The sequence below is a fragment of the Paraburkholderia sp. A1RI_3L genome, from assembly GCF_048957895.1.
In the GTDB taxonomy this organism is placed as follows: domain Bacteria; phylum Pseudomonadota; class Gammaproteobacteria; order Burkholderiales; family Burkholderiaceae; genus Paraburkholderia; species Paraburkholderia kururiensis.
In genome coordinates this window covers 14,001-38,866 of the sequence record NZ_JARCHA010000002.1, presented here as the reverse complement: position 1 = coordinate 38,866, position 24,866 = coordinate 14,001, and the positions used below count along the sequence as shown (strand labels likewise).

Here is a 24,866-nt window from a genome sequence, read left to right as displayed (position 1 = left end):
GATCGGGTGACAGGCTATTGCCTGGCGATCCAAATCAAAAGCAAAGCCGCCCGCGGGGCTGCAGGAAATCCCGCGGCGGCACGACAGGAGAACAGAATGGGACACGCGAGCTTGCCCGGCGTGATGCACGTGGATCACGTCGCATTGACGGTGCCGGACCTCGATGAGGCCGTGCGCTTTTACCGCGACATGCTGGGCGCAATCGAGCTTTACCGGATGGGCCCGTTCGACGCGGCCGAATTGCCTGCCACAGCGGACGGTACGGACTGGACTGCGGCACATCTGAACATCGCCGGCGCGCGGCTCAACTTCGTGATGATGGCGCTTGGCAAGAACCTGATGCTCGAGCTGTTCCGCTATGAACGGCCGCTCGATGCTGCGCAGAAGCCGCCGCGCAATTGCGATATCGGCGCGAGCCACATTGCGCTCAAGGTCCAGGACCTGGACGAAGCCCTGGCGTTCCTGCGCGAGCGAGGCGTGCGCGTCATGGACGGGCCCATCGTGGTGGACAGCGGCCCGTGCGCCGGCCTGAGGGTGAACTACTTTCTCGACCCGTTCGGCAACCAGCTTGAACTGGTGGAGTACGGCCATCTGCCGTTCATGGACGGTACGGACGCGCCGCTGTTCGGCCGCGCGTAAGCAAACAGACACAGACAGGTATGCAGATGCGGGAAGAAGCGGACGTCGTCATTGTGGGCAGCGGGATCAATTCGCTCGTCTGCGCAGCGGTGCTGGCGCGGCGGGGCAAGCGCGTCGTCGTTATCGAGCGCAATGCCGAGCCGGGCGGCTGCATTCGCAGCGAGGAACTGTTTCCAGGCTACGTCCACGACGTGCTCTCGTCGTGGTATCCGCTCTTCGTGGGCAGCCCGGGCTACGGGGAGTTGAAAGACGATCTGCATGCAGCTGGCCTCGAATTCGTTCAGGGTAACTACACAACGGGCGTCGTCACGCCCGATGGTCGGTCCATGGCGTTTCGCCAGGATCTCGACGACACTGCGCGGCAGTTCGACCAGCGGCACTCGGGAGACGGCGCGGCGTTCGCCGCAGCAGCGGGCCGTTTGTTCGGTGCCGATGCGGCGCTGACCTTCGGGCTGATGGGCGAGAACCCTTATGGCTGGAAGATGGCCCGTTTGCTGTGGCGCGAGTGGCGCGCGCGCGGTGTGGACGGCCTCGCGGCGTTCGCGGGCAGTGCGCTGGAGAGTTTTCGACGCTGGAGCGCGCGTGAACTGCATTCGGACCTCGTGCGCGCGGCCATTGCGCCGTGGGCATTGCATACCGGGCTGGGGCCGGACGATGCGGGATCGGCTTTGATCGGCAAGTTGACGTTCGCCGCGGTGGTAGCCGGTGGCATGCCGGTGGTGAAGGGCGGCAGCGCGAATATCGTCAAGGCATTCCGTTCGGTTATCGAAAGAAATGGCGGCATCGTGCTGACCGACACGGAAGTGGAACGCGTCGTGATCGAGCGGGGTAGGGCCGTTGGCGTGGATGCGGGTGGCCGGACGTGGCGCGCGCGACAGGCCGTGGTGTGCAACGTGACGCCGGGCCAGCTCTATGGACGGTTGCTGCCCGAGGCCCCGCCGCAGTGGCGTGAGCGCGCCGATGCCTATTACTTCGGCCGCGGCGACATGCAGATTCATTTCGCACTTTCGTCGCCGCCCGACTGGGTGAACGGCGAACTGGCCCATGTGCCGCTCGTGCATCTGACCGAGAGCATGGAGTCCGTGTGCCTTTCGGTGGCTCAAGCGAACAATGGCCTTATTCCGAGCCACCCGACCATAGCGATCGGACAGCCCACGGCGGTGGATTCGAGTCGCGCACCCGCGGGCGGCGCGATTCTGTGGCTGCAACTCCAGGAGATGCCATCGCGTTTGCGCGGCGACGCGTTGGGCGAGATCGACGTGCCGGCCGACGGCACCTGGACCGACGCGGTGCGAGAGCGCGTAGCAGACCGCGTGCAACGGCGACTCGAATGCGTGATGCCGGGGCTCGCGGACAAGATCGTAGGGCGCCGCGCCTATTCGCCGGCGGACCTTCAACGCCTTAATTGCAACCTGGTGGGCGGCGATCCCTATTCGGGTGTGTGTTCGCCGGATCAGTTCTTCTGGCTGCGGCCTTTCGCCGGCGTGAAGGGGCGCCGCGTTCACGCTACGCCTTATGCCAACCTCTATCAGATCGGTGCGTCCACGCACCCGGGGCCCGGGCTTGGTGGCGCGTCGGGATGGATGGTCGCGAACCGGCTCGCATGACGCGGCACCTGCGCGCGTGTGTGCTCATACACAGGCGCGGGCAGGTTCGCGCTGCGCGGACGCTCACGCGCGCGCGTCGCTCAGCTTCGCGATGACGAGTTCCCTGATCCAGCGGTTCGCTGCGTGGTCGTCGAAGTCCGCGTGCCAGTGCACCGTCACGGTGACGCCTGGAATTTCCGCGGGCAAATCGTAGACCGCAAATTCGTTCGCAGGATTGAGCAACTGAACGGCGCGCCGCGGCAGCGTCACGATCCATTCGGTACGGGCGAGGATGTGCGGCACCACCGTGAAATGCGGCACCTGTAGCGCGATCTGCCGATGGATGTTGCGCTTGCGGAAATTTTCCTCGATCTGGTGATGAGCGCTTTCGAGCGAGCCAACCAGCACATGAGGCGAAGCCAGATAGCGTTCCAGCGTCATCGTGCGTTTAGGCAGGCCGGTGCGGCGCCGCGTCATGCACACGTAATCCTCGTGAAAGAGCGGGTGGTGGCGTGTGCGTGCCGTCAATGCCGGCAGGTTGCCGATGGCGAGATCGAGCCGTCCTACCCGAAGCGCTTCTTCGAGTTGCCCGAGCGGGACCGACTGGATGTCGAGGCGCACGTGCGGCGCGCATTCTTCGAGTGCGGCGCAAAGTGTGGGCAGAAACGCGAGTTCCCCGATGTCGGACATGGAGATCCGGAAAACCCGTGTGCTGGTGGTCGGCTCGAACGGCACCATCAATTGCAGCGCGTACTCCGCCGCCGCCATGGCGCGGCGTAACGGCTCGCGCATTTCCAGTGCCGCAGAGGTGGGTTGCATCTCATTGCCGCTGCGCATGAAAAGCGGATCGTCGAGAATGGCGCGCAGCCGGCCCAGCGCATAACTCACCGCGGGCTGAGACAGCCCCAGCCGGTTTGCCGCGAGCGTGAGATTGCCCTCGTCGAGTATGGCGTGGAAGACGCGCAGCAGGTTCAGATCGATGCGGGAGGTATCCAAAGAGGGCTCGCGGGTGGTCGACGCGTTGAATGGCCGCCTTGAAATGGCGGCTTCTGTCTGGCGGTCAGTCTGGATTGCCAATAAATCATTCTATCCGGCTGCCGAAATTTGATCGATTCGGGAAAATGCCACCATTTTCATATACTTCGGGTACCTCCCACCTAACCGGGTACGCCGCGATGGACATCCTCCCGTCTACCTTCAATCGCAAGCTGGACGCGTTCGATCATTTCAGCGTCGAGATCGAAGGCCACGCCGACCCCGATCTCGTGGTCGACACAGTGGCGCGCGCGTTCAAGCCGCACCGCATGTCGATTGCCGAGCCGGCGCGTTCGCTGGACGCGGCGTTTCGCTCGCTCAAGGTGGGCAACCTGCAGATGTTTTATCTGCAATACGGCGCGCGCGTGGACGTCGATCCAGGCACGTTGGACGACTTCACGCTCATCCAGATGCCGATTCACGGCTTCGCGCGGTACGTGAGCGGGGCCGAGGAAGTGATGGGCGGGCCGGGCACCGCAGCGGTGCTGTCGCCGCGTGAGGCCACGCGTCTGCATTTTCCCGCCGACCTGCGGCAGATCATCGTGCGCCTCGACCAGAAGGCGCTTGAACGCGCCTGCGTCGAGCATCTCGACGCGTTGCCGGGCAAGGCCATCCGCTTTCATCCCACGCTCGACCTGGGCACGCCCGCGGGCGTTGCGTGGCGCAGCGCGCTGGAACACATCGTCGTCGGTAACGTTGCCTTTCCCGCGCTGCTGCAGTGCCCGTCTTACGCGGCACGCTGCGAGCGCATGTTGATCGACACCCTGTTATTCGCCCATCCGCACAATCTCTCGGACCACTTTCGCGGCGGACAGAATCGGCGCACGATCACGCCTGCCTACGTGCGGCGCGCCGAAGACTATATGCGTGCGCACATTGCCGATGTGACGTCGGTCGACGAAATTTCGCGTGCGGTCGGTGTCAGTTCTCGTGCCTTGTTTTATGCGTTCAGGCAGACCTACGACCAGACGCCGATGGCCTATCTGCGCGAACTGCGTTTGAAGGCCGTGCATGCCGAACTGAAATCCGGCGATCCGGCCGCCATACGCCTCACCGACGTCGCCATGCGTTGGGGCTTCGCCCACTACGGGCATTTCGCTTCGCACTATCGGCGCCGTTTCGGCGTTCGCCCTCAAGACACGCTTCACTCGCGCGGCAGCTAGCCTCGTTCGGAGCGCTTTTTCCCATCATGCCGCGCCGTGTTTCGAACACACGTTGCGGCGCGTGACGAAGTCTTCTTCACCACGCGGATGCACGCTGCAGGAATCGGATAGCCAGTCTCGTTTTGGAATTTGATGATCCGCACATGCGAAGCAGCTTTGCTGCACCAGCATGAAAAGGATCACGGAGCAAAACAACTGACTGTCTGAGGAGAGTGGTGATGAGCGGCAAAAATCGAAAAATGCGGCAATTCCGGGGTAATGCCATCTCGATGGCGTTGTGTGCTGCTGCGTCGTTCGTGCCTTTCACGGCGCGTGCACAAAGCAGTGTGACCCTGTATGGCCTGATCGATGCGGGCATCGACTACAACACGAACGTAGGCGGCAAGCATCAGGTGTCGATGGGTACGGGGATCCTGTCGCCGAATCTGTTCGGATTCCGAGGCAAAGAGGATCTGGGTGGCGGCTTGTCGGCCATCTTCCTGTTGGAGGGGCAGTTCAACGCGGGCAATGGCGCGCTGATCGGCAACGAATTCGGGCGGCAGGCATATGTGGGCCTGAGCGATACAAAGTGGGGCACGCTGGTTGCCGGCAACCAGTACGACTTCATGTTCACCTCGCTCGCGGTGAAGCGTTACGGGCCGGAATTCCCGTTTGTCTCGTTGCAGAACCTGCGGCAGGGTCCGTTCAACGGCCTTGGCGTGCCGAACCAGTCCACGGGTGCGTTCGATTTCGATCGCGTGGCCGGCGAACGGATCACGAACTCGGTGAAGTATGAGAGCCCCAGTTTCAACGGCCTGAGCTTCGGTGCGATGTACGGGCTGGGTGGCGTAGCGGGTTCGTTTTCACAGAACAGCTCGCAGAGCTTCGGCATCGACTATGCGAACGGCGTCTTCAATCTGGACGCGGCGTATACGTACGTGAAGTATCCGGGCATCAATAACGGCAATTCAGGCATCCGTAACTTCGGTGCGGGCGGCGGTATCGTGCTGGGCAACGCCTATCTCGATGCGCTCTACACCTACACGAAGAACACGTTCACGGGGGCGCGCGTCGACGTGTATGAACTGGGCGGGATCTACAACTTCGGCGGCGCATTCCATCTGGTCGGCGCGTACCAGTTCATGGACGGCAACAAGGTGCTCAATGACAACAAGGCGCACCAGATCAACCTCACGCTCGACTACTCGCTCTCCAAGCGCACGGACGTCTACACGAGCGTGACGTACCAGCACGCCACAGGCGACGGCGCACAGGCGCAGATCATCCTGTTCGGCCCGTCTGACGGCAAGAACCAGATGGCGTTGCGCGTAGGGATGCGCCACGTTTTCTGACGCCCGGCAGCAACGCGCGCAGCGCCGGCACCACGAGTGCATAGCACAAAGGCCGCAGTTGGGCGCGTTGCTGCATCTGCACAGATGACATGCATCGGACCTCGAGCGAATACCGGCAGACAGCGGATAGCGCCTGCGGGTCCTGGATAGGTCCATGCCATTGTGGCGAGCCATCATCCTTTCACGACATCTCGTCGGGCGGTTTCCGGGCAGTCCCTATAAGCGGTGGCCGCGGGCTTCGAATTCGTTGATCAGGAGGAGGTTCTCGTGAAAGGTCTTGAGGGCAAAGTGGCAATCGTGACAGGCGGCGCCACCATCATCGGAGCCGCTGTGGTGCAGGCGCTCTGCAGTTACGGCGCAAAGGTGGCGCTATTCGACATCGACGCGGCGGGCGGAGAGAAAGCCGCATCGGCGCATGCCGGGGCCGTGCGGTTCTGGCCCGTCGATATCGTCAACGACGAGCAGTTGAGCGCAGGCGTGGCCGAGGCGGCGGCACACTTCGGGCGCGTGGATTTTCTCGTCAACCTCGCCGCAACATATCTCGACGACGGCGCGCGATCGGGCCGGCGCGACTGGCTCACTGCGCTCGACGTCAACGTGGTGAGCGCCGTCATGGCCGCGCACGCGGTACGTCCGCACATGGTCGCCGCGGGCGGCGGCGCCATCGTCAATTTCACCAGTATCTCGTCGAAGGTTGCGCAGACGGGGCGCTGGCTCTATCCCGTTTCGAAGGCAGCACTGGTTCAACTGACACGCAACATGGCGATGGATCTCGCCGCGGACACCATTCGCGTGAATTCGGTGTCGCCGGGCTGGACGTGGTCGCGCGTGATGGACGAACTCACGCATGGCGACCGGGCAAAGACGGACCGCGTGGCTGCGGACTATCACCTGTTGCGGCGTGTAGGCGACCCGCGCGAAGTGGCCGACGTGGTGGCCTTTCTGCTCTCGGAACACGCTTCGTTCGTGACAGGGGCGGACTACGCCGTGGATGGCGGCTACTCCGCGATGGGCCCCGAGCAGGCCGTGCCGGCCATTGCCCGTCTTGCCAGCGAGGGCGTGTAGCCCGCGAACCACGTCAATTTGAAAGGAGAACTAGCCATGCGTCGAATCGCAATTGTGGGGGGCGGCCAGGCAGGCCTGCCGTTGGCGTTCGGGCTGCTCGAACAGGGCTACGAAGTGACTGTGGTGAGCAATCGCACGCCGGAGGACATCCGCGGCGGCAAGGTCATGTCGAGTCAGTGCATGTTCGACCCGGCGCTGCAGATCGAGCGCGATCTTGGTATCAACGATTGGGAGCGCGCGTGCCCCGAGGTGCACGGCATTGGCTTCGCGGTGCCGCATCCTCAGGAGCGCGGCGCGAAGGTGATCGACTGGAACGCGCGTCTCGACAAGCCGGCGCAGTCGGTCGACCAGCGCGTGAAGATGTCGGCGTGGCTGGAGCAGGTCGAAGCGCGCGGCGGCCGTCTTGTGATTCAGGATGCAGGCGTCGCCGAGCTCGAAGCGCTCGCCGACACGCACGACCTCGTCGTTCTCGCCGGCGGCAAGGGAGAAGTGGTGCGGCTCTTCGAGCGCGACGCGTCGCGTTCGCCGTTCGACAAGCCACAACGTGCGCTCGCGCTGACCTACGTGCACGGCCTCGAAAAGACGCCAGACTATGCGCGCATCTCTTTCAACATGATTCCGGGCGTAGGCGAATACTTCGTGTTTCCCGCGCTGACGCTCAGCGGACCCTGCGACATCATGGTGTTCGAGGGCGTGCCGGGCGGCCCGCTCGATTGCTGGCGCGACGTGCGCACGCCGCAGGAGCACCTGGCCGCGAGCAAGCGCTTTCTCGAAGGCTATCTGCCCTGGGAAGCCGAGCGTGCAAAGCACGTCGAGCTGACCGACGACAAGGGCATACTGGCCGGCGCCTTCGCACCGACCGTGCGCAAACCGGTATTGACGCTACCTTCGGGGCGCCCGGTGTTCGGTCTTGGCGACGCGGTGGCCACGAACGATCCCATTACGGGACAAGGTTCGAACAACGCGACGAAGGCGTGCAAGGTGTACCTCGATGCGATTCTCACGCGCGGCGAGCAGCCGTACACGCGCGAGTGGATGGAGGACACGTTCGAGCGCTTCTGGGACTACGCGAAGTGGGTCGTGCAATGGACCAACTCGCTGCTCACGCCACCGCCGCCGCATATCCTCAATCTGCTTGGTGCGGCGGGGCAATTGCCGTCGCTCGCGAGCGCGGTGGTGAACGGCTTCAACCATCCGCCGCGCTATTTCCCGTGGTGGGCCGACGAGGCCGAGTGCGAACGTTTCATCGCCAGCCATCAGACGGCCGCTTCCGTGGCTTGAGGAGAACAGCATGTCGACCTGCATTGCCGCTGATATGGCCTCCACGGATTCCGGTTCGGCGTGGGGCAGCGTGGATGTTCAGCCCGCTACCTTGCGCAAGCTGTTTGGCGCCTATCCCACGGGTGTGGCGATCGTCACGACGCGCGGACCGCAAGGTCGCGCGATCGGACTCACTATCAATTCGTTCGCATCGCTCTCGCTCGACCCGCCGCTCGTGCTATGGAGCCTCGTCCAGCATTCCCCGAGTCTCTCTGCTTTTCAGGACTGCTCGCATTTCGCGATCAATATCCTGGCAAGCGACCATGAGGCGCTGGCACGACGCTTTGCGAGTTCGGCGATAGCTGACAAGTTCGCGGACGTAGCGGTGGCGGAGACGCCGGAGGGCGTACCTGCCATCGAAGGCGCTATTGCCACACTGGTGTGCGCGCACGATCATTGCCGGCAGACAGGCGATCATCTGCTCTTCGTGGGGCGCATCGTGCGGACGGCCGGAGACGGCGGCGCGCCACTGGTGTTCCATGCGGGCCGGTTCACATCGCTGGACCCGGTTTCCTGAGCTTCATTTCACATCACACCCTCGACTGATACTGACGGAGACATCCCATGACGTCCACGGCCCAATCGATATTGCCCGCGCTGGCCGCGCAACTTGCAAGCGGCGCCGTCCGCGTGATCGACCTCACGCAGACGTTGTCGCCGTCGTTCCCCGCGCTGCAACTGCCGCCGCAGTTCGGGCAGGTTCAGCCGTTCAAGATGGAGCGCATTTCGCACTACGACGAATCCGGGCCGGCGTGGTACTGGAACAACTTCTCGTGCGGCGAGCACACGGGCACCCATTTCGACGCGCCCGTGCATTGGGTGAGCGGTCGCGACTATCCGAACAACAGCGTGGATACCATCGCGCCGGAAAACTTTGTCGCGGCAGCCGTCGTCGTGGATGCGAGCGCGCAGGTACGCGAGAACGAGGACTGGGTGCTCACGGTGGATTTCCTCGAGGGATGGGAGCGGGCGCATGGACGCATTCCGGCGCATGCGTGGGTGCTGTTTCGCACCGACTGGTCGAAGCGCGCCGACAATCCGGCGGCATTCCTGAATGTGCGCGAAGACGGCGCCCATACGCCCGGGCCGAGCCAGGAAGCCGTGGAATGGCTGATCCAGCAGCGCGACGTGCACGGCTTCGGTGTGGAGACGATCAACACCGATGCAGGCCAGTCCTACGCGTGGCCGGTCGCCTATCCGTGCCACACCCTGATGCATGGGGCGAATCGCTATGGCCTGCAATGTCTGAAGAATCTCGATCAGCTGCCGCCGCAGGGGGCGCTGATTGTGTCGGCGCCGCTGAAGATTGAGGGTGGCTCGGGCAGTCCGCTTCGTGTGCTCGCGCTTGTGGAAGCGTAGGCCGACCCGGTTGAGATCTGCAAGAGGGTGACTCGCCGGCCCGTGGTTGGGGCCGGTTTTTTTGTTCTCTGTGTTATTGACGTCTATCGTCTGCGCAGTGTCTGACTCGGGCTTTCCCCATACCGCAGCTTGTATTCGTTGCTGAAGCGACCCATATGAGCGAACCCCCAGCGCAGTGCGACACCCGACACGTTGGAGACCTCGCCCGTCATCAGTTCCGTGCGGGCGCACTCCATGCGCAGGTCGCGCAGATACTGCATCGGGCTCACGCCCAGAAACTCTTTGAAGCCGGCATAGAGGCTGCGCATGCTGACGCCCGCTACCTGGGCGAGTTGCTCTGCGCTGATCGGCTCGTGCGCATTCGCCTTCAGATAATCCTGGGCGCGCCGGATGTGCCGGGGCAGGATGGTCGTGCGGCGTACGGGGCCCGTTTCACTGTAGTTATGACGATGCGCCGTGAGCAGCGTGGAGGCCGCCAGTTGCTCGATCTGGTCCATCACGAGCTTGTGTTGTGCAAGTTCGGGAAACTGCGCGGAGCACTCCGCCAGATAGTTCATCAGACAACGCCACGCTACCGTGTCGCGCCAGCGGAAGCCGAGTTCGAAGCGCAGCGGGCGGTCCAGGGGGTGACCCAGGTAGCCGATCAACGTACGTTCCACGAGCGAACGCGAAATGCGCAGCATGAACTGCTCGTTGCCCGCTTCCCACCGCATGCGTGTTTCGTCGTCGGGACTCAGTACAGAGGCCAGCTCCTGCGTCGATTCGATTTGCTGTGCACCGCTTCGAATCTCTGCGCCGCCAGTGAGGGGCATCTGCACCAGAAAAAAGCTTTCGAGCGGACCGGGTTCGATCTCGACCGTTGCCCCATAACGCAAGCGGCTCACGGAGAGGTCGCCTAGCGCCGCGTGGTACATCCGTGCGTCCAGCCGCGGGCCGTGCCCGACCACGCCAAGGCGGTGCGGTTTCATCACTCTTCCCACCATGGAGCGTACTTCGTCGATATCGGCCGAGGCGAACAGCAGCCGTTCGCGATCGCTGAGCGCGCGTTCGACCGGCATGCCGGAAAGAGGCACCGCGCGAACGACGGTGGTGGATGACAGGGCAGTGAGCATGGCGGTACCCCACGAACAGCGGGTGTGCATTACGGTGCCTGAAGCTGCCGTTCGGTGGCTTCAGGCACCAGGTGTTCTTCTGTAGCGGCGTGCGTGACGCGAGAGTCGTTACGCAAGAACCATGCCGCTGTACATGATTTTTCATGCAAGCGTGCGGCGCAGCGCAGCGATTGCATGAATCGCGTTCGATCGTACGCCTGAGTTTGGATAACGGGAATCCGCAGAAAACCTGGCATCGGAGGTGCGTTTCGCCACCCATTCCGGCGTGAGACGGCGTCCGCTGACCGGCCCCGGAGCCACTTCCTATCCCGATCGTGCAGCGTTTGTCCGCGGCCTGCAAAAAGTATAAACACATGATTAATCATGTATTGACGCACGCAATGTGGCCGACGAAAGTGCACCCATGAACTGAGTGTGGGACGAAACGCTAGAGAGGAGCACGATGGCCGAGCGGTCGTTTGTGGAGGAAGTGAAGAAGCTGCGTCTTGGCGACGGCGAGCTGTTCAGCGGCGAGGGCATTCTCGCCGTGACGAAAGCGCTGCTCGAATCGGGCGTGGCCTATGTGGCGGGCTATCAGGGCGCGCCGATTTCGCACCTGATGGATGTGCTTGCCGACGCGCAAGACGTGCTTGCCGAACATGGCATCCGCTTCGAGAACAGCGCGAGCGAAGCCACGGCGGCTGCGACCCTGGCCGCTTCGGTCAACTATCCGCTGCGCGGTGCCGTCACGTTCAAGGCGACGGTGGGCACCAACGTGGCGTCTGACGCGCTCGCGAATCTTGCGTCGGGCGGCGTGCTGGGCGGCGCGCTCATCATCGTGGGCGAAGACTACGGCGAGGGGTCGTCGATCATGCAGGAGCGCAGCCACGCGTTCGCGATGAAGTCGCAGATGTGGCTGCTCGATCCGCGTCCCAACCTGCCGTGCATCGTGCAGGCGGTCAAAGACGGTTTCGATCTTTCCGAAGCGAGCAGCACGCCCGTCATGTTGCAGATGCGCATTCGCGCGTGCCATGTGCACGGTCAATTCGTGACCTCGGCGAACCGACGCTCGGCATTCACGATCAAGGACGCGCTGGAGCAGCCCACGCGCGACCTGAGCCGCATCGTGTTGCCGCCTGCGAGCTTTCAACACGAAAAGGAGAAGGTGGAGCAGCGCTGGCCCGCAGCCATCCGCTTCATCCAGGAACGCAAGCTCAACGAGTTCTTCGCGGAAGATGTGGCGGACGTGGGCATTGCATTGCAGGGCGGCACCTACAACACGCTGATCCGCGCGCTCACGAAGCTGGGTCTCGCCGACGTCTACGGCGAAACGAAGATTCCGCTTTACGTCATGAACGTGGCGTATCCGCTGGTGGACGACGAATTCGAGCGGTTCTGTCGCGGCAAGCGCGCGGTACTCGTACTCGAAGAGGGCCAGCCGAATTTCGTCGAGCAGAACGTGGCCAGCATTCTTCGCACGCTGGGCATCGAGATCGAACTGCACGGCAAAGACCTGTTGCCGCTTGCGGGCGAATACAACACCGCGACGGTACTGGCCGGCGTGCGGGCGTTTCTCGAACGATACGGCGTGCTCCAGGCACAATCCGTGGTGCAGCCAGCGGCAGAGGCCGTGGCACCGCAGCGCAAGGTCATCCCGGTGGTGGCCGCGTCTAGCCAAAGCGAGGACGCCAACGAACTGCCCGCGCTCGATCACGCCGTGCATGCGCGGCCGCCCGGTTTCTGCACCGGTTGTCCCGAGCGCCCCATCTTCACCGCGATGAAACTCGTCGAGCGTGAACTGGGCCCGCATCACGTGAGCGCCGACATCGGTTGCCACCTGTTCTCCATTCTTCCGCCGTTCAACCTCGGCAACACGACGATGGGCTATGGCCTGGGTGGTGCCGGCGCTGCCGCGCTCAATGCGCCGGCCGGCAAGCGCGCAATCTCGGTGATGGGCGACGGCGGCTTCTGGCACAACGGGCTCACGAGCGGTGTGGCCAATGCGGTGTTCAATCGCAGCGACAACCTCACCGTGATCGTGGACAACAGCTATACGTCGGCAACGGGGGGGCAGGACATTCTGTCTTCCACGGCGCTCAATCCGACGCGCAGCACCGGACACGAAATCGAACGGGCGGTGCGTGGCGTGGGCGTGCAATGGGTTCGTACGATCAAGCGCACGTACGACCTCAAGGCCATGACGGCGACGTTGCGCGAAGCCCTGACCACGAAGGTGAAGGGGCCGAAGGTGCTGATCGCCCAGAGCGAATGCATGCTGAACAAGCAGCGGCGCGAGAAGCCGAAGGTGCGCAAGGCCATTGCCGCGGGCGAGCGCGTGGTGCGCGAGCGCTTCGGCGTAGACCCGGATACGTGCACAGGCGATCACTCGTGTATCCGGCTCTCGGGGTGTCCATCGCTTTCGATCAAGCCGAATCCCGATCCGCTGCGTCGCGATCCGGTTGCCACGGTGGTGGACAGCTGTGTGGGGTGCGGCTTGTGCGGCGAGGTTTCGCATGCGGCGGTACTGTGCCCGTCGTTCTACCGCGCGCAGATCGTCAGTAATCCGACGCGTATCGACCGGCTGCGTCAGCGTGTTCGCAACGCCGTCATCGGCTGGTTGCAGCGCGGCGAAGCGAAGCGGCGCGCGCGGTATGCATTCTGAGGGCAGCGCCATGAAAACGAGCACCCGTAACAACGCATTGCAGGAGTTCCACCATGGTTGCTGAGCCAATCAAGATCGCGATACTCGCCATGGGTGGGGAAGGCGGCGGCGTACTGGCCGACTGGGTCGTCAACCTGGGCGAAGAGAACGGCTATTTCGCGCAGACCACCTCCGTGCCCGGCGTCGCGCAACGTACCGGCGCCACGATCTATTACGTCGAGTTGTTTCCGCACGGTGCCGAACCTGCACCGCGTGCACCGGTACTCGCGCTGATGCCCATGCCGGGCGACGTGGATATCGTGCTGGCGTCCGAACTGATGGAAGCTGGGCGCGCAGTGCAGCGCGGCATCGTCACGCCCGAACGCACCACGTTGATCGCATCGAGCCATCGCGTGTACTCCATCGCGGAGAAATCGGCGATGGGCGATGGCCGCGTGAACAGCGATGCGCTGGCACATCACGCGCAACGCGCCGCGAAGCGCTTCGTCAGCTTCGATATGGCGCAGGTGGCGGAACGAACCGGCAGTGTTATCAGCGCCGTGCTGTTCGGCGCCCTGAGCGCCGCGGACGTGCTGCCATTTAATCGCGCGCAGTTCGAGGCGACCATCGAGCGCGGCGGCGTAGGCGTCAAGCCGAGTCTCAAGGCATTCGATGCGGGCTATACGGCTGCACGCGCGGCGCGCCCGGCAGGCGGGGCGGAGGCTACCGCGACGCCGGCCTCAACGGTCGGCATCCCGCGCGACCCTGCGGTTGCCGCGCTCGTCGAGCGGGTACGGGCTTTCCCCGCCGACGTTCAAACGCTCGCGCTCGAAGGCGTGCGGCGCCTGCTCGACTACCAGGACGTCCCGTATGCGGACTTGTATCTGGACCGGCTCGATGCGGTGCGCCTCGCATCGCGCGACGCCGATGCCGAATTGCTGGGCGAAACGGCGCGGCACCTCGCACTGTGGATGTCGTACGAAGACACGATTCGTGTGGCAGACCTGAAGACTCGCGCGAGCCGCTTCGAGCGGGTGCGCGGCGAGGTTCGCGCGAAGGCCGACCAGCTGTTGCAGATCAACGAGTTCATGCACCCCCGCATGGAGGAGATCTGCGAAACCTTGCCTGCGCGGCTGGGCCGCTGGCTTGCGCGACCGCACGCGGTGCACCGATTCGTGGCGCGCTTCACCACGGCGGGCCGCGTGGTGCGCACGAGCGGGCTGGGCGGCTTCCTGCTGCTGTATCTGCTGGCGCGCTGGAAGCGCGGGCGGCGCACCACGTTGCGCTACGCGCTCGAAAACGCGCGTATCGAGACCTGGCTCGCTCGCATTCGCGGCGCAGCGGGTGTGGATGCAGTCCTGGCGCTCGAAATCGCCCGTTGCCAGCGGCTCGTGAAAGGCTACGGCGACACCCATGCACGCGGTCTGAAGAATTACGAAGCCTTGATGGCTGTAGTGGATCGGCATCTGCGCTCGCTTGCACCGCGCACGTTGCGCGAACTCAGAGAGGCCGCGCTTGCCGACGAGCACGGTCACCAGCTTCGCGCATGCCTCGATCGCCACGCGTTTTCGCTCGGAGGGCAGCCGGCATGAGCCCGCGCAAATTTTCGAAGCCGCACCGCATCCGCTTCGCCGAATGCGATCCCGCGGGCATTGTGTTTTACCCGCAGTACTTTGTGATGTTCAACAACCTGCTGGAAGCGTGGATCGACAGCCTGATTCCGGAGGGCTTCGCCGGTTATATCGGCAAGCATCGGTTCGGCTTGCCGACGGTCCGGCTCGAAGCGGATTTCCGTGCCATCAGCCGCATGGGCGACGACGTCGAACTGACGCTTGAGGTGGCGCGCCTCGGCGGCAAGTCGCTGACGCTCGCGCTCAGTTGCGTGGGTGCGGACGGCGAGGTGCGCATGAGCGTGACCCAGGTGGTGGTTTCCACGTCGCTGGAGACGCACCGTGCAATCGATATTCCCGACATTCTGCGGCGGGCTCTGACCGTCGATGCGGTCAACGGGTAAGAAGGAGACGATGATGAAAATTGCGTGTATCGGCGGCGGCCCGGCGGGGCTTTATTTCGGGTTGCTGATGAAGCTCCAGAATCCGTCCAACGAAGTGGTGGTGATCGAGCGCAACCGCCCGTATGACACCTTCGGTTGGGGCGTGGTGTTCTCCGACGCCACGCTCGACAATCTGCGCGCAGCCGACCCTGTGTCGGCCCAGCAGATTGCCGACGAGTTCAGCCGCTGGGACGACATCGACATTCATTTCAAGGGCCAATGCGTTCGCAGCGGTGGTCATGGCTTCATCGGCATCGGCCGAAAAAAGCTGTTGAACATTCTCCAGGCGCGCTGCGAGCAGGTCGGCGTGCAGCTCGTATTCGAGACCGAGGTGCGCGACGATCAGGAGGTGGCAAGACATTACGGCGCCGATCTCGTGATCGCGTCGGACGGCATCAACAGCCCCGTGCGCACGCGTTACGCCGAGACGTTTCAACCGGACATCGATCAGCGCCAATGCCGCTTCGTCTGGCTCGGTACGAACCGGCTGTTCGACGCGTTCACGTTCATCTTCGTGCCGACCGAGCACGGCTGGTTCCAGGCGCATGCCTACCGCTTCGAAGAAGGTCGCTCCACGTTCATCGTGGAGACCACCGACGAGACGTGGCACGCCGCAGGTATCGACAAGATGTCGCAGGAAGAGGGCATAGCCTTCTGCGAGCAACTCTTCGCGCCGTGGCTGCAAGGCGAGCGGTTGATCTCGAATGCGTCACACCTGCGCGGCTCGGCCATCTGGATTCGCTTTCCGCGCGTGATCTGCGGCAAGTGGGTGCATTGGACGCGGCCAGACGGAAATGCCGGCCGCGAAGTGCCGGTCGTGCTGATGGGCGATGCGGCGCATACGGCGCACTTCTCGATTGGATCGGGCACCAAGCTGGCACTCGAAGATGCCATCGAGCTCACCAATGTGCTCAAGGCCAAGCCCGACGATCTGCACGACGCACTCGCGCATTACGAAGCGGTGCGAAGCGTCGAGGTACTGAAAATCCAGAACGCCGCGCGCAATTCCACGGAGTGGTTCGAGAACGTCGCGCGCTATGCAGACCTGGAGCCAGAACAGTTCGCCTATTCGCTGCTCACGCGCTCGCAACGCATCTCGCACGAGAACCTGCGCCTGCGTGACCCGAAGTGGCTGGACGATTACGAGCGCTGGCTCGCACAACGTGCCGGAACACCAGCCGCGGCAGGCGAGCGGCCGCGGCCGCCGCTGCTCACTCCTTACACGGTGCGCGGTGTGACGTTGAAGAACCGCGTCGTGGTTTCGCCCACGCTGCTTTATTCGAGCGAGAACGGCGTGCCTGGGTCGTTCCATCTCGTTCATCTGGGTGGACGCGCGCTTGGCGGTGCGGGGCTCGTGCTGACCGAGGCGACGGCGGTCTGTGCCGAAGGCCGCATGACGCCGGGATGCCCGGGCCTCTGGAACGATGAGCAGAGCCAGGCATGGCGAGGCGTCACCGATTTTGTTCATACGCACAGCAGCGCGCGTATCGGCGTGCAGTTGAGTCATGCGGGGCGACGCGGCTCCACGCAACTGGGCTGGCAGCAGCCCGATCGTCCGCTCGCGCACGGCAACTGGCCGCTCGTTTCGGCAAGCGCGCTGCCGTACCTGCCCGGCGTTTCGCAGGTGCCGCGCGAAGCGAGCCGTGCCGATCTCGAACAGATCCGCTCGCTCTTCGTCGCCGCAACGCGGCGCGCTCTGGAGGCCGGCTTCGACTGGCTGGAACTCCAGGCGGGCCACGGGCAGTTGCTGTCCAGCTTCATCTCGCCGCTCACGAATCACCGCACCGACGAGTACGGCGGCTCGCTCGAGAACCGGCTGCGCTTTGCGCTGCAAGTGCTGGCGTCTGTACGCGATGCGTGGCCGGCCCATCTGCCGCTTTCGGTGCGCATATCGAGCACGGACTGGGTGGCAGGCGGCACGACCGTGGACGAAGCGGTGGAAATCGCGCGGCGCCTTCATGCGGCCGGTGCCGACCTCGTGGACGTGTCGTCGGGCGAAGTCTCGGCAGAGCAGAAACCCGTGTATGGCCGCATGTTCCAGACGCCGATGGCCGACCGCATCCGCAACGAAGCGGGCGTGCCGGTCATCGCGGTGGGCGCGATCACCGAAGCGGATCAGGTGAACGGCATCGTCGCGTCGGGCCGCGCGGATCTTTGCGCGCTGTCGCGTCCACATCTCGCGGATGCGTCGTGGCTCTTGCGTGAAAGCGCGCAGATGGGCTGGAAGGACGTGGAATGGCCCGCACCGTGGCTGCCCGGTAAAGACCAGCTGGAACGCAGCTTCGCGCGAGGCCGCTCATGAGCGCGCGTCATCCGGCGCGAGCGTGCGTGGCCGCGCAATCCGGATTTCATCGACACCTGGGAGATTGACGATGACCACTCAACCGTACGATCAGTATCGCGAAGAGGTGGCGGGACGCGCAAACGTGGCCGATACGCCCGAACTGCTGTCGTATTACGCGGAACTCGATCGCCTGAAGACGGGCGCGCTGTGGACCGTAGCGAACAAGATCGAACCGTGGCAGCCGCAGTCGGAATCGGTGCCGGTGCTGTGGCGTTATGCGGACCTGCGCGAGCACGTGCTGCGCTCGGTCGCGCTCGTCACGCCCGAGCGCGCTGGGCGTCGCGTCATCTATCTGAACAACCCCGGGCGTCGCGATGTGTCGGCGGCGGTGGGTTGGCTGTACTCGGGGTTGCAGGTGATGCACCCCGGCGAGCGGGCGTCGGCGCACGCGCATTCGTCGTCGGCGTTGCGCTTCATCATGGAAGGGCGGGGCGCCTACACGATCGTGGACGGCCACAAGATGACGCTGGGCGCGAACGACTTCGTGCTCACGCCGAACGGTACGTGGCACGAACACGGCGTGGAGACCGATGGCCTGCCCTGCATCTGGCAGGACGGTCTCGATATTCCGCTCGTCAACGCCCTGGAGGCGGGCTTCTACGCCGTGCATCCCGACTTGCAGCAGGCGGTGGGCTATCCCGTGGACGATGCCGTGTCGCGCTGGGGCGGCGCCGGGTTGCGGCCGCACGAGGCACGCTGGAACAAGCCGTATTCGCCGCTCTTCAAATACGAGTGGGCCCCCACGTATGAGACGTTGCAGCGCTACGCCAAAGCGTGTGCCCCCGATCCGTTCGACGGCGCATTGATGCACTACACGAATCCCGTGACAGGCGGCCATGTGATGTCGACGATTGGCGCGAGCATGCAACTGCTGCCGGCCGGATTCGCCGGCAAGGCGCATCGCCACACGGGCAGCTTCATCTATCAGGTGGCGAAGGGGCGGGGCTACTCCATCGTCAACGGCCACCGCTTCGACTGGCAGGAGCGCGACATCTTCTGCGTGCCGTCATGGGCGTGGCACGAGCACGCGAACGCGAGCAACAGCGAGGACGCGTGCCTGTTCTGTTTCAACGACTTGCCCGTCATGGAAAAACTTGGCCTGTATCGCGAAGAAGCGCTGGCCGACAACGGCGGCTTTCAGCCGCTGGCGTAACCGCGACGGCGCTTTCCTTTAAGAGCCCGAACCTTCTCTGGAGAATGACATGCGACTTGTAACCTTCCGCGCTCACGTTGGCGCCGCGGCACGTCTGGGGGCCATCGTGAACGACACCGTGGTGGACCTGCAGCGCTTCGGCGAGCAGACGGGCCACGCGCTGCCGGACGACATGCTGGAATTCATCGACCTCGGCCCGCAAACGGTGGCCGCCACCACGGCGTTGCTTGCCGAATACGACGGACGCTGGCCGCTCGGCACAACGGTGCCGCTTGCGAACGTGAAGCTGCTCGCGCCTATTCCGCGGCCACGCAAGAACATCTTCGGCATTGGCCTCAACTACGTGGAACACGTGGCCGAATCGAGCCGCACGCTGGACACGTCCAAAGAACTGCCGAAACAGCCCGTCATCTTCAGCAAGCCGCCCACCACGGTGATTGGCCCGGGCGATTCGATCGAGCACAACGAAGCCATCACGAAGCAGCTCGATTGGGAAGTGGAGCTGGCGGTGATCATGGGTACGCGCGCGAAGAACGTAAGCGAAGGCAACGCGCTGCGGCACGTGTTCGGCTACAGCCTGCTGATCGACATGAGTGCACGCGACTGTCGACGTGCGGGTCAATGGATTTACTCGAAAGGGCAGGACACGTACGCGCCGTTCGGTCCCGTCATCGTCACGGCCGACGAAATTCCCGACCCGCATGTGCTCGATTTGAGTCTCAAGGTGAATGGCGTGACGAAGCAAAGCTCGAACACGCGCTACATGCTGTTCAAGGTGCCGACGCTCATCGCGGATATCAGCGCAGGCATCACCCTGGAGCCGGGCGACATCATCGCAACGGGCACGCCGGAAGGGGTGGGCGCAGGCCGCAATCCGCAGGAGTGGGTGTGGCCCGGCGACGTGATCGAAGCGACGCTGGAAAAGATCGGCGAACTGCGCAATCCCGTGGTGGGCGTGGGCAGTGCCGGCTTCGAGCGCGCCAACGCGCGCCGCGCTTAACGCGTACTCACACGCACACGGACAGAAGGATCGCGTCATGCTCGAACTTCCGCAATTCAAGGCCGCTGCGGTTCAAGCCGCGCCGGCGTTTCTGCAAACCGATGCGACGGTGGACAAGGTCTGCCGTCTCATCGAAGAAGCCGCCGACAGCGGTGCCCGGCTCGTGGCGTTTCCCGAGGTGTTCGTAGCCGGCTATCCGTACTGGAGCTGGATCATGAACCCGGTGGAGGCAAGCCCGTGGTTCGAAAAGCTCGCGCGTTCCGCGATCGAACTGCCGGGCCCAGAAATCGCGAAGATTGCCCAGGCCGCGGCACGGCATCGCATCAACGTGGTGATCGGCGTGAACGAGCGCAACCGGCATGGCATCGGTACGCTCTACAACACGGTGGTCACCATTGCTGACGACGGTCGCATTTTGGGGCGTCACCGCAAGCTTGTGCCGACGTGGGCCGAAAAGCTCACGTGGGCACCGGGCGACGCCTCGGCGCTGCGCGTGCACGACACCAGCATCGGGCCGCTCGGCGCGCTGGCGTGCGGCGAGAACACCAATACGCTCGCGCGGTTCGCGTTGCTCGCGCAGGGCGAACTCGTGCACGTGGCCAGCTATATCGCGTTGCCCGTGGCGCCTGCGGACTACGACATGGCAGAAGCCATCAAGGTGCGCGCGGCGGCCCATTGCTTCGAGGGCAAGCTGTTCACCATCGTCTCGTGTTCTACGGTATCCGAAGAGATCATCGAGGCGATGGCCGCGACGCATCCGCAGTCTCGCGAACTGCTTGCCCGTCGGAACAGCGCGTTTTCTGGCGTACTCGGTCCGGATGGGCGCGTGATCGGGCAGCCCCTCATCGACGAGGAAGGCATCGTGTATGCCGATATCGATCTGTCGCGCTGCATTCAACCGCGACAGATGCACGACATCACCGGCCACTACAACCGCTTCGACGTGTTCGATCTGCGCGTGAATCGCCGCCCTCTGCAAGCAGCGCGTTTCGAAGACACCGCGGCATACGACGAACTCAACGTTGCCGCGGAATCGAGTTTCGACCTCAACCAGGAGACGCAGCCTTGAGCGCCGCCCGTACTTACCGCGTCGGCCAGATCGTGCCGTCGTCGAACACCACAATGGAAACGGAAATTCCCGCAATTCTGCGCGCACGCGAGGCCGTGGCGCCGGAGCGCTTCACGTTCCATTCCAGCCGCATGCGCATGAAGCACGTCACGAAGGAAGAGCTGGCGTCGATGGACGCGGACAGCGACCGTTGCGCGCTCGAACTTTCGGACGCGCGCGTTGACGTGCTCGGCTATGCGTGCCTCGTGGCGATCATGAGCATGGGGCGCGGCTACCATCGCGTGTCCGAAGAACGGCTAGCCCGTCGCACGCAGGAGAACGGCGGGCCGGCGCCAGTCGTGACGAGCGCGGGCGCGCTCGTGGATGGCCTGCATGCGCTGGGCGCAAAGCGCGTGTCCATTCTCACGCCCTACATGAAGCCGCTCACGCAACTCGTGATCGACTACATCGAGAACGAGGGCATCGAGGTGGTGGACAGCATTTCGCTGGAAATTTCGGACAACCTGGAGGTGGGCCGTCAGGACTCGCGTGCGCCCATCGAGATCACGAAGCGGCTTAACACGGCCAACGTCGATGCGGTGGTGGCCTCGGCCTGCGTGCAGATGCCGTCGCTGGCATCGGTTCAGCCGATTGAAGACCGCGTGGGTTTGCCCGTTCTTTCGTCATCCGTAGCAACGACATGGCAGATGCTCAAGCGGCTGGGTTTGAGCGCCGCGGTGCCGGGGTTTGGGTCGCTGCTGGACGGGACGCATTGACGGTGTCTGCGCAACCCGATGCCTCGCGGACCGACACCGCGGGGCAGGTAGAATCGCTGCTGGTTCCGCAAGACGATGAGGCAGCGACGGGCATGTCCAAAACCAAGGCGTTTGTCGACGACTATTTGCCGGCGCTGCTCGGTCAGGCCTGGCATCTCGTTTCCACCGAGTTTCATGCGGTGGTCGAGCAGCGCGGGCTTTCGGTGCTGGAATGGCGGGTGCTGTCGACACTCGCCAGTAACGGACCCTTGAGCATTTCCGTGCTGGCCCAGATGACGGTCAGCAAGCAGCCCACCGTTACGCGTCTGCTGCTGCGCCTTGAGGCCCAGGGGCATGTGGAGCGCTCCACGAGCCGCGACGACCGGCGCTATACGCTGGTTCGGGTCACGCGCAACGGGCGGCGCCTTGTCGCAGGGCTGATCGCGCTCGCGGAGGAACACGAACGCGCGATTCTCGAACCGTTCAGCCAGCAGAAGATCGATACGTTGAAGGACATTCTGCGCGAACTCATCGAACGGCATCGGCCGCCGGCGTAATGTGGCGCACCCGCTCCGCCACACCTCAGCTGACCACACCTCAGCCGGCCACACCTACTTCGGCCGATACATCGTGAAACGCCCTTGCGGCAGGATCTCGAAGTAGTCCGCGGGGCCGCCTGCCCGCAGAATGGGCCGTGCGCTCACAGTGTCGTAGACGCCGTCGCGCAGCAACGCGCGATCGATATGCACGGCGACCACTTCACCCATCACCATCCACGTGTCGAGCGCGTGCCCGTCGGCGCGAGTCAACTGCTGGATTTGCGTGACGCGGCACTCCAGCGCGACCGGACTCTGCGCGACACGTGGAGCCGCCACGACAGAACAGGCAACTGGAGTCAGCCCCGCAAGAACGAACTCGTCCACCTCGGGACCGGCTTCGATACTTGTTTGATTGAGCTGTTCTGCAAGGTCGCGCGTCGCCAGGTTGCAGACGAATTCGCGCGTGGCTTCGGCATTACGCACGCTGTCTTTCTTGCCTACGCTTGAAAAGGCAACCAGTGGCGGGCGGTAGTTGAAGACGTTGAAGAAGCTGTAGGGCGCGAGATTCAGACGGCCTTCGGTGTCGGACGTGGAGATCCAGCCGATCGGGCGCGGACCGAGAATGGCCGGAATCGGATCGTGGACCAATCCGTGTCCGTTTTCGGGTTGGTAGCTATGCATCGTGTTGCTGATCATCGGGCGCCTGGCTTGAAGTGGGACGAAGTCATGAAGCAAGCGTAATTCGAAACGGCGGCGGTTCGGCGAGCCCACGCGAAATACTTGCAGGAGACGGTAGTTGCTTGCAGCGGCTGGACAGCGAGCGCGGTTGCCTGTGCCATGCAACGGTTGCCGTCGAAAAGCGATTGCAGCGGCGCGTTGCCCTTTACCTCTTCGCGTCGCATTCTCGTATCACTTCGGCCACTGCCACGAAGGCTCGGACAGATGCTTTACCAGGTAGTCCGATAGCGCGCTCACTTTCGCGGGCCGTGCACGCGCAGACGGCGTGACGAAATACAGACCGCCCGTCGTCAGCGACCAGTCGGTGAGGATGGCCTCCAGTCGACCGTCGGCCAGATACGCCGCCGCGATGAACTCCGGCAACTCGGCGATGGCGAGTCCGTCAAGCAAGGTGGGCAGCAGCGCGTCGGCATTGGTTACGCGCAGCGGACCCACGGGCGTCACGGGTTCCTCGTCGCCAGCGTCGTTCGTGAAGCGCCAAACGTCGCTGCGCGCGCGGTACGCGTACGAGAGACAGGGACGGTCGGCCAGCTCGCGCGGATGGGTAGGCCGGCCCTCGCGTTTCAGGTATTCGGGCGATGCCACAACGAATTGCTTCACCGTGCACAGCTGGCGCGCCACCAGCGACGAATCGGGCAACGCCGCGATGCGCAGCGCCGCATCGAAGCCCTCGGCCACCAGATCGACGGTTGCATCGGACAGGTGCAGATCGATGCTGACCTCCGGATACGTGCGAAAGAAGCCGGGCAACAACGGCGCGACCCAGCGCAAGCCGAACGACATCGGTACGGCGAGGCGAACGAGCCCGCGCGGCTGCACCGACATCTCGCGCGCCGCGCTTTCCGCTTCTTCCGCCTGGCGATAGATCTCGCTCGCCTTCTCGCAGATGGTGCGCCCGAACGCCGTCAACGCGAGCTGTCGCGACGTGCGGTTGAAGAGCCGTGCGCCCAGCCGGTCTTCAAGACGCGCCACGCCGCGTGAGACGGTAGCGACGGACACGCCCATCGCGCGGGCCGCCGCGGCGAACGACCCTTCTTCAGCCACCTGGGCAAACATCGCGAGTCCTTCGAAATCGGGCAGTTTCGTCATTTCATTTCTGCAACGTTGGTTTTCGATTAATTCTATTTCGAAAAGAAGAGGTCGTCGATATTCTCCTCACATCGCAGTACGAACACCGAACCGCAGTACCTCATTCACGCATTGAACGAACGAAGGAGAAACGTCATGGCACACAAACTCGAAGGCAAGATCGCACTCGTTACCGGCGCAACCAGTGGCATCGGCCTCGCCAGCGCCCGTCGCTTCGCGGCGGAAGGCGCGCACGTCTACATTACCGGCCGCCGCGAGGCGGAACTGGAGGCGGCGGTGAAGTCGATCGGCGCGGGCGCCACGGGCGTGCGCGTCGATTCGACGAAGCTGGCCGAACTCGACCGCCTCTATGCGCAGATTCGCGAAGAGAAGGGCCGTCTCGACGTGCTGTTTGCGAACGCCGGCGGCGGGTCGATGCTGCCGCTTGGCAGCATCACTGAAGAGCACTTCGACGATACGTTCGACCGCAACGTCAAGGGCATGCTGTTCACGGTGCAAAAGGCGTTGCCGCTGCTCGGCAAGGGTTCTTCAGTGATCCTGACGGGTTCGACGGCGGGCAGCGCCGGAACGGCCGCGTTCAGCGTCTATTCAGCCTCCAAGGCTGCCGTACGTGCCTTCGCACGCAGCTGGATTCTCGACCTCAAGGACCGCGGCATTCGCATCAACACCATCAGCCCAGGCGCCACGCGTACGCCTGGCCTTGCCGAACTTGCGGGCCCGGACGCCGCACAACAGCAAGGCTTGCTCGACTATCTCGCCACGCTGATTCCGATGGGCCGCCTCGGCGAGGCCGACGAAATCGCGAGTGCCGCGCTGTTCCTTGCCTCGGATGATTCGAGCTTCGTGAATGGCGCCGAACTCTTCGTCGACGGCGGCCAGCAGCAGATCTGACGTGGCCGCGGACGCGGGCTTTTCAT

General features: G+C 63.9%; 22 protein-coding genes. 18 read left to right on the top strand and 4 right to left on the bottom strand.

Features of this window, described 5'->3' with window-relative positions; translation table 11 throughout:
• Nucleotides 1-96: 96 nt before the first annotated feature.
• Both PXJ20_RS06230 and PXJ20_RS06225 read left to right on the top strand, forming a co-directional pair.
• Nucleotides 97-639: a VOC family protein gene (locus PXJ20_RS06230; RefSeq protein ID WP_017776334.1), complete on the top strand. Its 543-nt coding sequence runs from the start codon at nt 97-99 to the stop codon at nt 637-639.
• A 20-nt stretch (nt 640-659) separates the two neighbouring features.
• Nucleotides 660-2,246 (top strand): phytoene desaturase family protein, encoded by a 1,587-nt coding sequence (locus PXJ20_RS06225; RefSeq protein WP_421029559.1) that lies wholly within the window; start codon nt 660-662, stop codon nt 2,244-2,246.
• A gap of 63 nt (nt 2,247-2,309) precedes the next feature.
• Here PXJ20_RS06225 and PXJ20_RS06220 read toward each other — a convergent pair whose 3' ends face one another.
• Nucleotides 2,310-3,221, bottom strand: a complete 912-nt coding sequence (locus PXJ20_RS06220; protein ID WP_017776336.1) for a LysR family transcriptional regulator — start codon at nt 3,219-3,221, stop codon at nt 2,310-2,312.
• 179 nt (nt 3,222-3,400) lie between these two features.
• Here PXJ20_RS06220 and PXJ20_RS06215 point away from each other — a divergent pair, with 179 nt between their 5' ends.
• The 6 genes from PXJ20_RS06215 (at nt 3,401) to PXJ20_RS06190 (ending at nt 9,498) form a co-directional block, all read left to right on the top strand.
• Nucleotides 3,401-4,423 carry an AraC family transcriptional regulator gene (locus PXJ20_RS06215; RefSeq protein ID WP_421057415.1) on the top strand — a complete coding sequence of 341 codons (1,023 nt, stop codon included), beginning with the start codon at nt 3,401-3,403 and terminating at the stop codon, nt 4,421-4,423.
• A 218-nt stretch (nt 4,424-4,641) separates the two neighbouring features.
• Nucleotides 4,642-5,754: a porin gene (locus PXJ20_RS06210; protein ID WP_421029556.1), complete on the top strand. Its 1,113-nt coding sequence runs from the start codon at nt 4,642-4,644 to the stop codon at nt 5,752-5,754.
• A 267-nt stretch (nt 5,755-6,021) separates the two neighbouring features.
• Nucleotides 6,022-6,819 (top strand): SDR family oxidoreductase, encoded by a 798-nt coding sequence (locus PXJ20_RS06205; RefSeq protein WP_017776339.1) that lies wholly within the window; start codon nt 6,022-6,024, stop codon nt 6,817-6,819.
• Between the two features lie 36 nt (nt 6,820-6,855).
• Nucleotides 6,856-8,100 (top strand): styrene monooxygenase/indole monooxygenase family protein, encoded by a 1,245-nt coding sequence (locus PXJ20_RS06200; RefSeq protein ID WP_421029555.1) that lies wholly within the window; start codon nt 6,856-6,858, stop codon nt 8,098-8,100.
• A 10-nt stretch (nt 8,101-8,110) separates the two neighbouring features.
• Nucleotides 8,111-8,656: a flavin reductase family protein gene (locus PXJ20_RS06195; RefSeq protein WP_421029554.1), complete on the top strand. Its 546-nt coding sequence runs from the start codon at nt 8,111-8,113 to the stop codon at nt 8,654-8,656.
• A 47-nt stretch (nt 8,657-8,703) separates the two neighbouring features.
• The gene (locus PXJ20_RS06190) at nt 8,704-9,498 is read left to right on the top strand and encodes a cyclase family protein (protein ID WP_277596445.1); all 795 of its coding nucleotides are present in this window, start codon (nt 8,704-8,706) and stop codon (nt 9,496-9,498) included.
• Between the two features lie 83 nt (nt 9,499-9,581).
• Here the strand turns inward: PXJ20_RS06190 and PXJ20_RS06185 are convergent, their stop codons facing one another.
• Nucleotides 9,582-10,556, bottom strand: coding sequence for an AraC family transcriptional regulator (locus PXJ20_RS06185; protein ID WP_421030932.1), 975 nt, complete (start codon nt 10,554-10,556; stop codon nt 9,582-9,584).
• A 496-nt stretch (nt 10,557-11,052) separates the two neighbouring features.
• Between PXJ20_RS06185 and PXJ20_RS06180 the strand changes: the two genes are divergently transcribed.
• The 9 genes from PXJ20_RS06180 (at nt 11,053) to PXJ20_RS06140 (ending at nt 22,140) form a co-directional block, all read left to right on the top strand.
• On the top strand, nt 11,053-13,251 hold the full coding sequence (locus tag PXJ20_RS06180; protein WP_421029553.1) for a thiamine pyrophosphate-dependent enzyme: 2,199 nt from the start codon (nt 11,053-11,055) through the stop codon (nt 13,249-13,251).
• A 53-nt stretch (nt 13,252-13,304) separates the two neighbouring features.
• On the top strand, nt 13,305-14,822 hold the full coding sequence (locus tag PXJ20_RS06175) for an indolepyruvate oxidoreductase subunit beta family protein (RefSeq protein WP_421029552.1): 1,518 nt from the start codon (nt 13,305-13,307) through the stop codon (nt 14,820-14,822).
• Nucleotides 14,819-15,244, top strand: coding sequence for an acyl-CoA thioesterase (locus tag PXJ20_RS06170; RefSeq protein WP_413212135.1), 426 nt, complete (start codon nt 14,819-14,821; stop codon nt 15,242-15,244). Before PXJ20_RS06175 ends, PXJ20_RS06170 begins: the two co-directional genes overlap by 4 nt.
• A gap of 13 nt (nt 15,245-15,257) precedes the next feature.
• Nucleotides 15,258-17,585 (top strand): bifunctional salicylyl-CoA 5-hydroxylase/oxidoreductase, encoded by a 2,328-nt coding sequence (locus tag PXJ20_RS06165; protein ID WP_421030931.1) that lies wholly within the window; start codon nt 15,258-15,260, stop codon nt 17,583-17,585.
• A 70-nt stretch (nt 17,586-17,655) separates the two neighbouring features.
• A complete protein-coding gene (locus tag PXJ20_RS06160) occupies nt 17,656-18,780 on the top strand; it encodes a cupin domain-containing protein (protein ID WP_126878408.1) in 1,125 nt (374 codons plus the stop codon).
• A 49-nt stretch (nt 18,781-18,829) separates the two neighbouring features.
• The gene (locus PXJ20_RS06155; RefSeq protein ID WP_413212133.1) at nt 18,830-19,780 is read left to right on the top strand and encodes a fumarylacetoacetate hydrolase family protein; all 951 of its coding nucleotides are present in this window, start codon (nt 18,830-18,832) and stop codon (nt 19,778-19,780) included.
• A 37-nt stretch (nt 19,781-19,817) separates the two neighbouring features.
• A complete protein-coding gene (locus PXJ20_RS06150; protein ID WP_421029551.1) occupies nt 19,818-20,849 on the top strand; it encodes a carbon-nitrogen hydrolase family protein in 1,032 nt (343 codons plus the stop codon).
• Entirely contained in the window at nt 20,846-21,604 is a 759-nt protein-coding gene (locus tag PXJ20_RS06145) for a maleate cis-trans isomerase family protein (RefSeq protein ID WP_421029550.1), read from the top strand. The genes PXJ20_RS06150 and PXJ20_RS06145 overlap by 4 nt, the downstream gene beginning before the upstream one ends.
• Before the next feature lie 92 nt (nt 21,605-21,696).
• Nucleotides 21,697-22,140 carry a MarR family winged helix-turn-helix transcriptional regulator gene (locus tag PXJ20_RS06140; protein ID WP_026121766.1) on the top strand — a complete coding sequence of 148 codons (444 nt, stop codon included), beginning with the start codon at nt 21,697-21,699 and terminating at the stop codon, nt 22,138-22,140.
• Between the two features lie 54 nt (nt 22,141-22,194).
• Here the strand turns inward: PXJ20_RS06140 and PXJ20_RS06135 are convergent, their stop codons facing one another.
• Nucleotides 22,195-22,818 (bottom strand): flavin reductase family protein, encoded by a 624-nt coding sequence (locus tag PXJ20_RS06135; protein ID WP_421029549.1) that lies wholly within the window; start codon nt 22,816-22,818, stop codon nt 22,195-22,197.
• 213 nt (nt 22,819-23,031) lie between these two features.
• On the bottom strand, nt 23,032-23,949 hold the full coding sequence (locus PXJ20_RS06130) for a LysR family transcriptional regulator (RefSeq protein WP_421029548.1): 918 nt from the start codon (nt 23,947-23,949) through the stop codon (nt 23,032-23,034).
• Between the two features lie 135 nt (nt 23,950-24,084).
• Between PXJ20_RS06130 and PXJ20_RS06125 the strand changes: the two genes are divergently transcribed.
• Nucleotides 24,085-24,840 (top strand): SDR family NAD(P)-dependent oxidoreductase, encoded by a 756-nt coding sequence (locus tag PXJ20_RS06125; RefSeq protein ID WP_421029547.1) that lies wholly within the window; start codon nt 24,085-24,087, stop codon nt 24,838-24,840.
• The last annotated feature ends 26 nt before the right edge of the window (nt 24,841-24,866 follow it).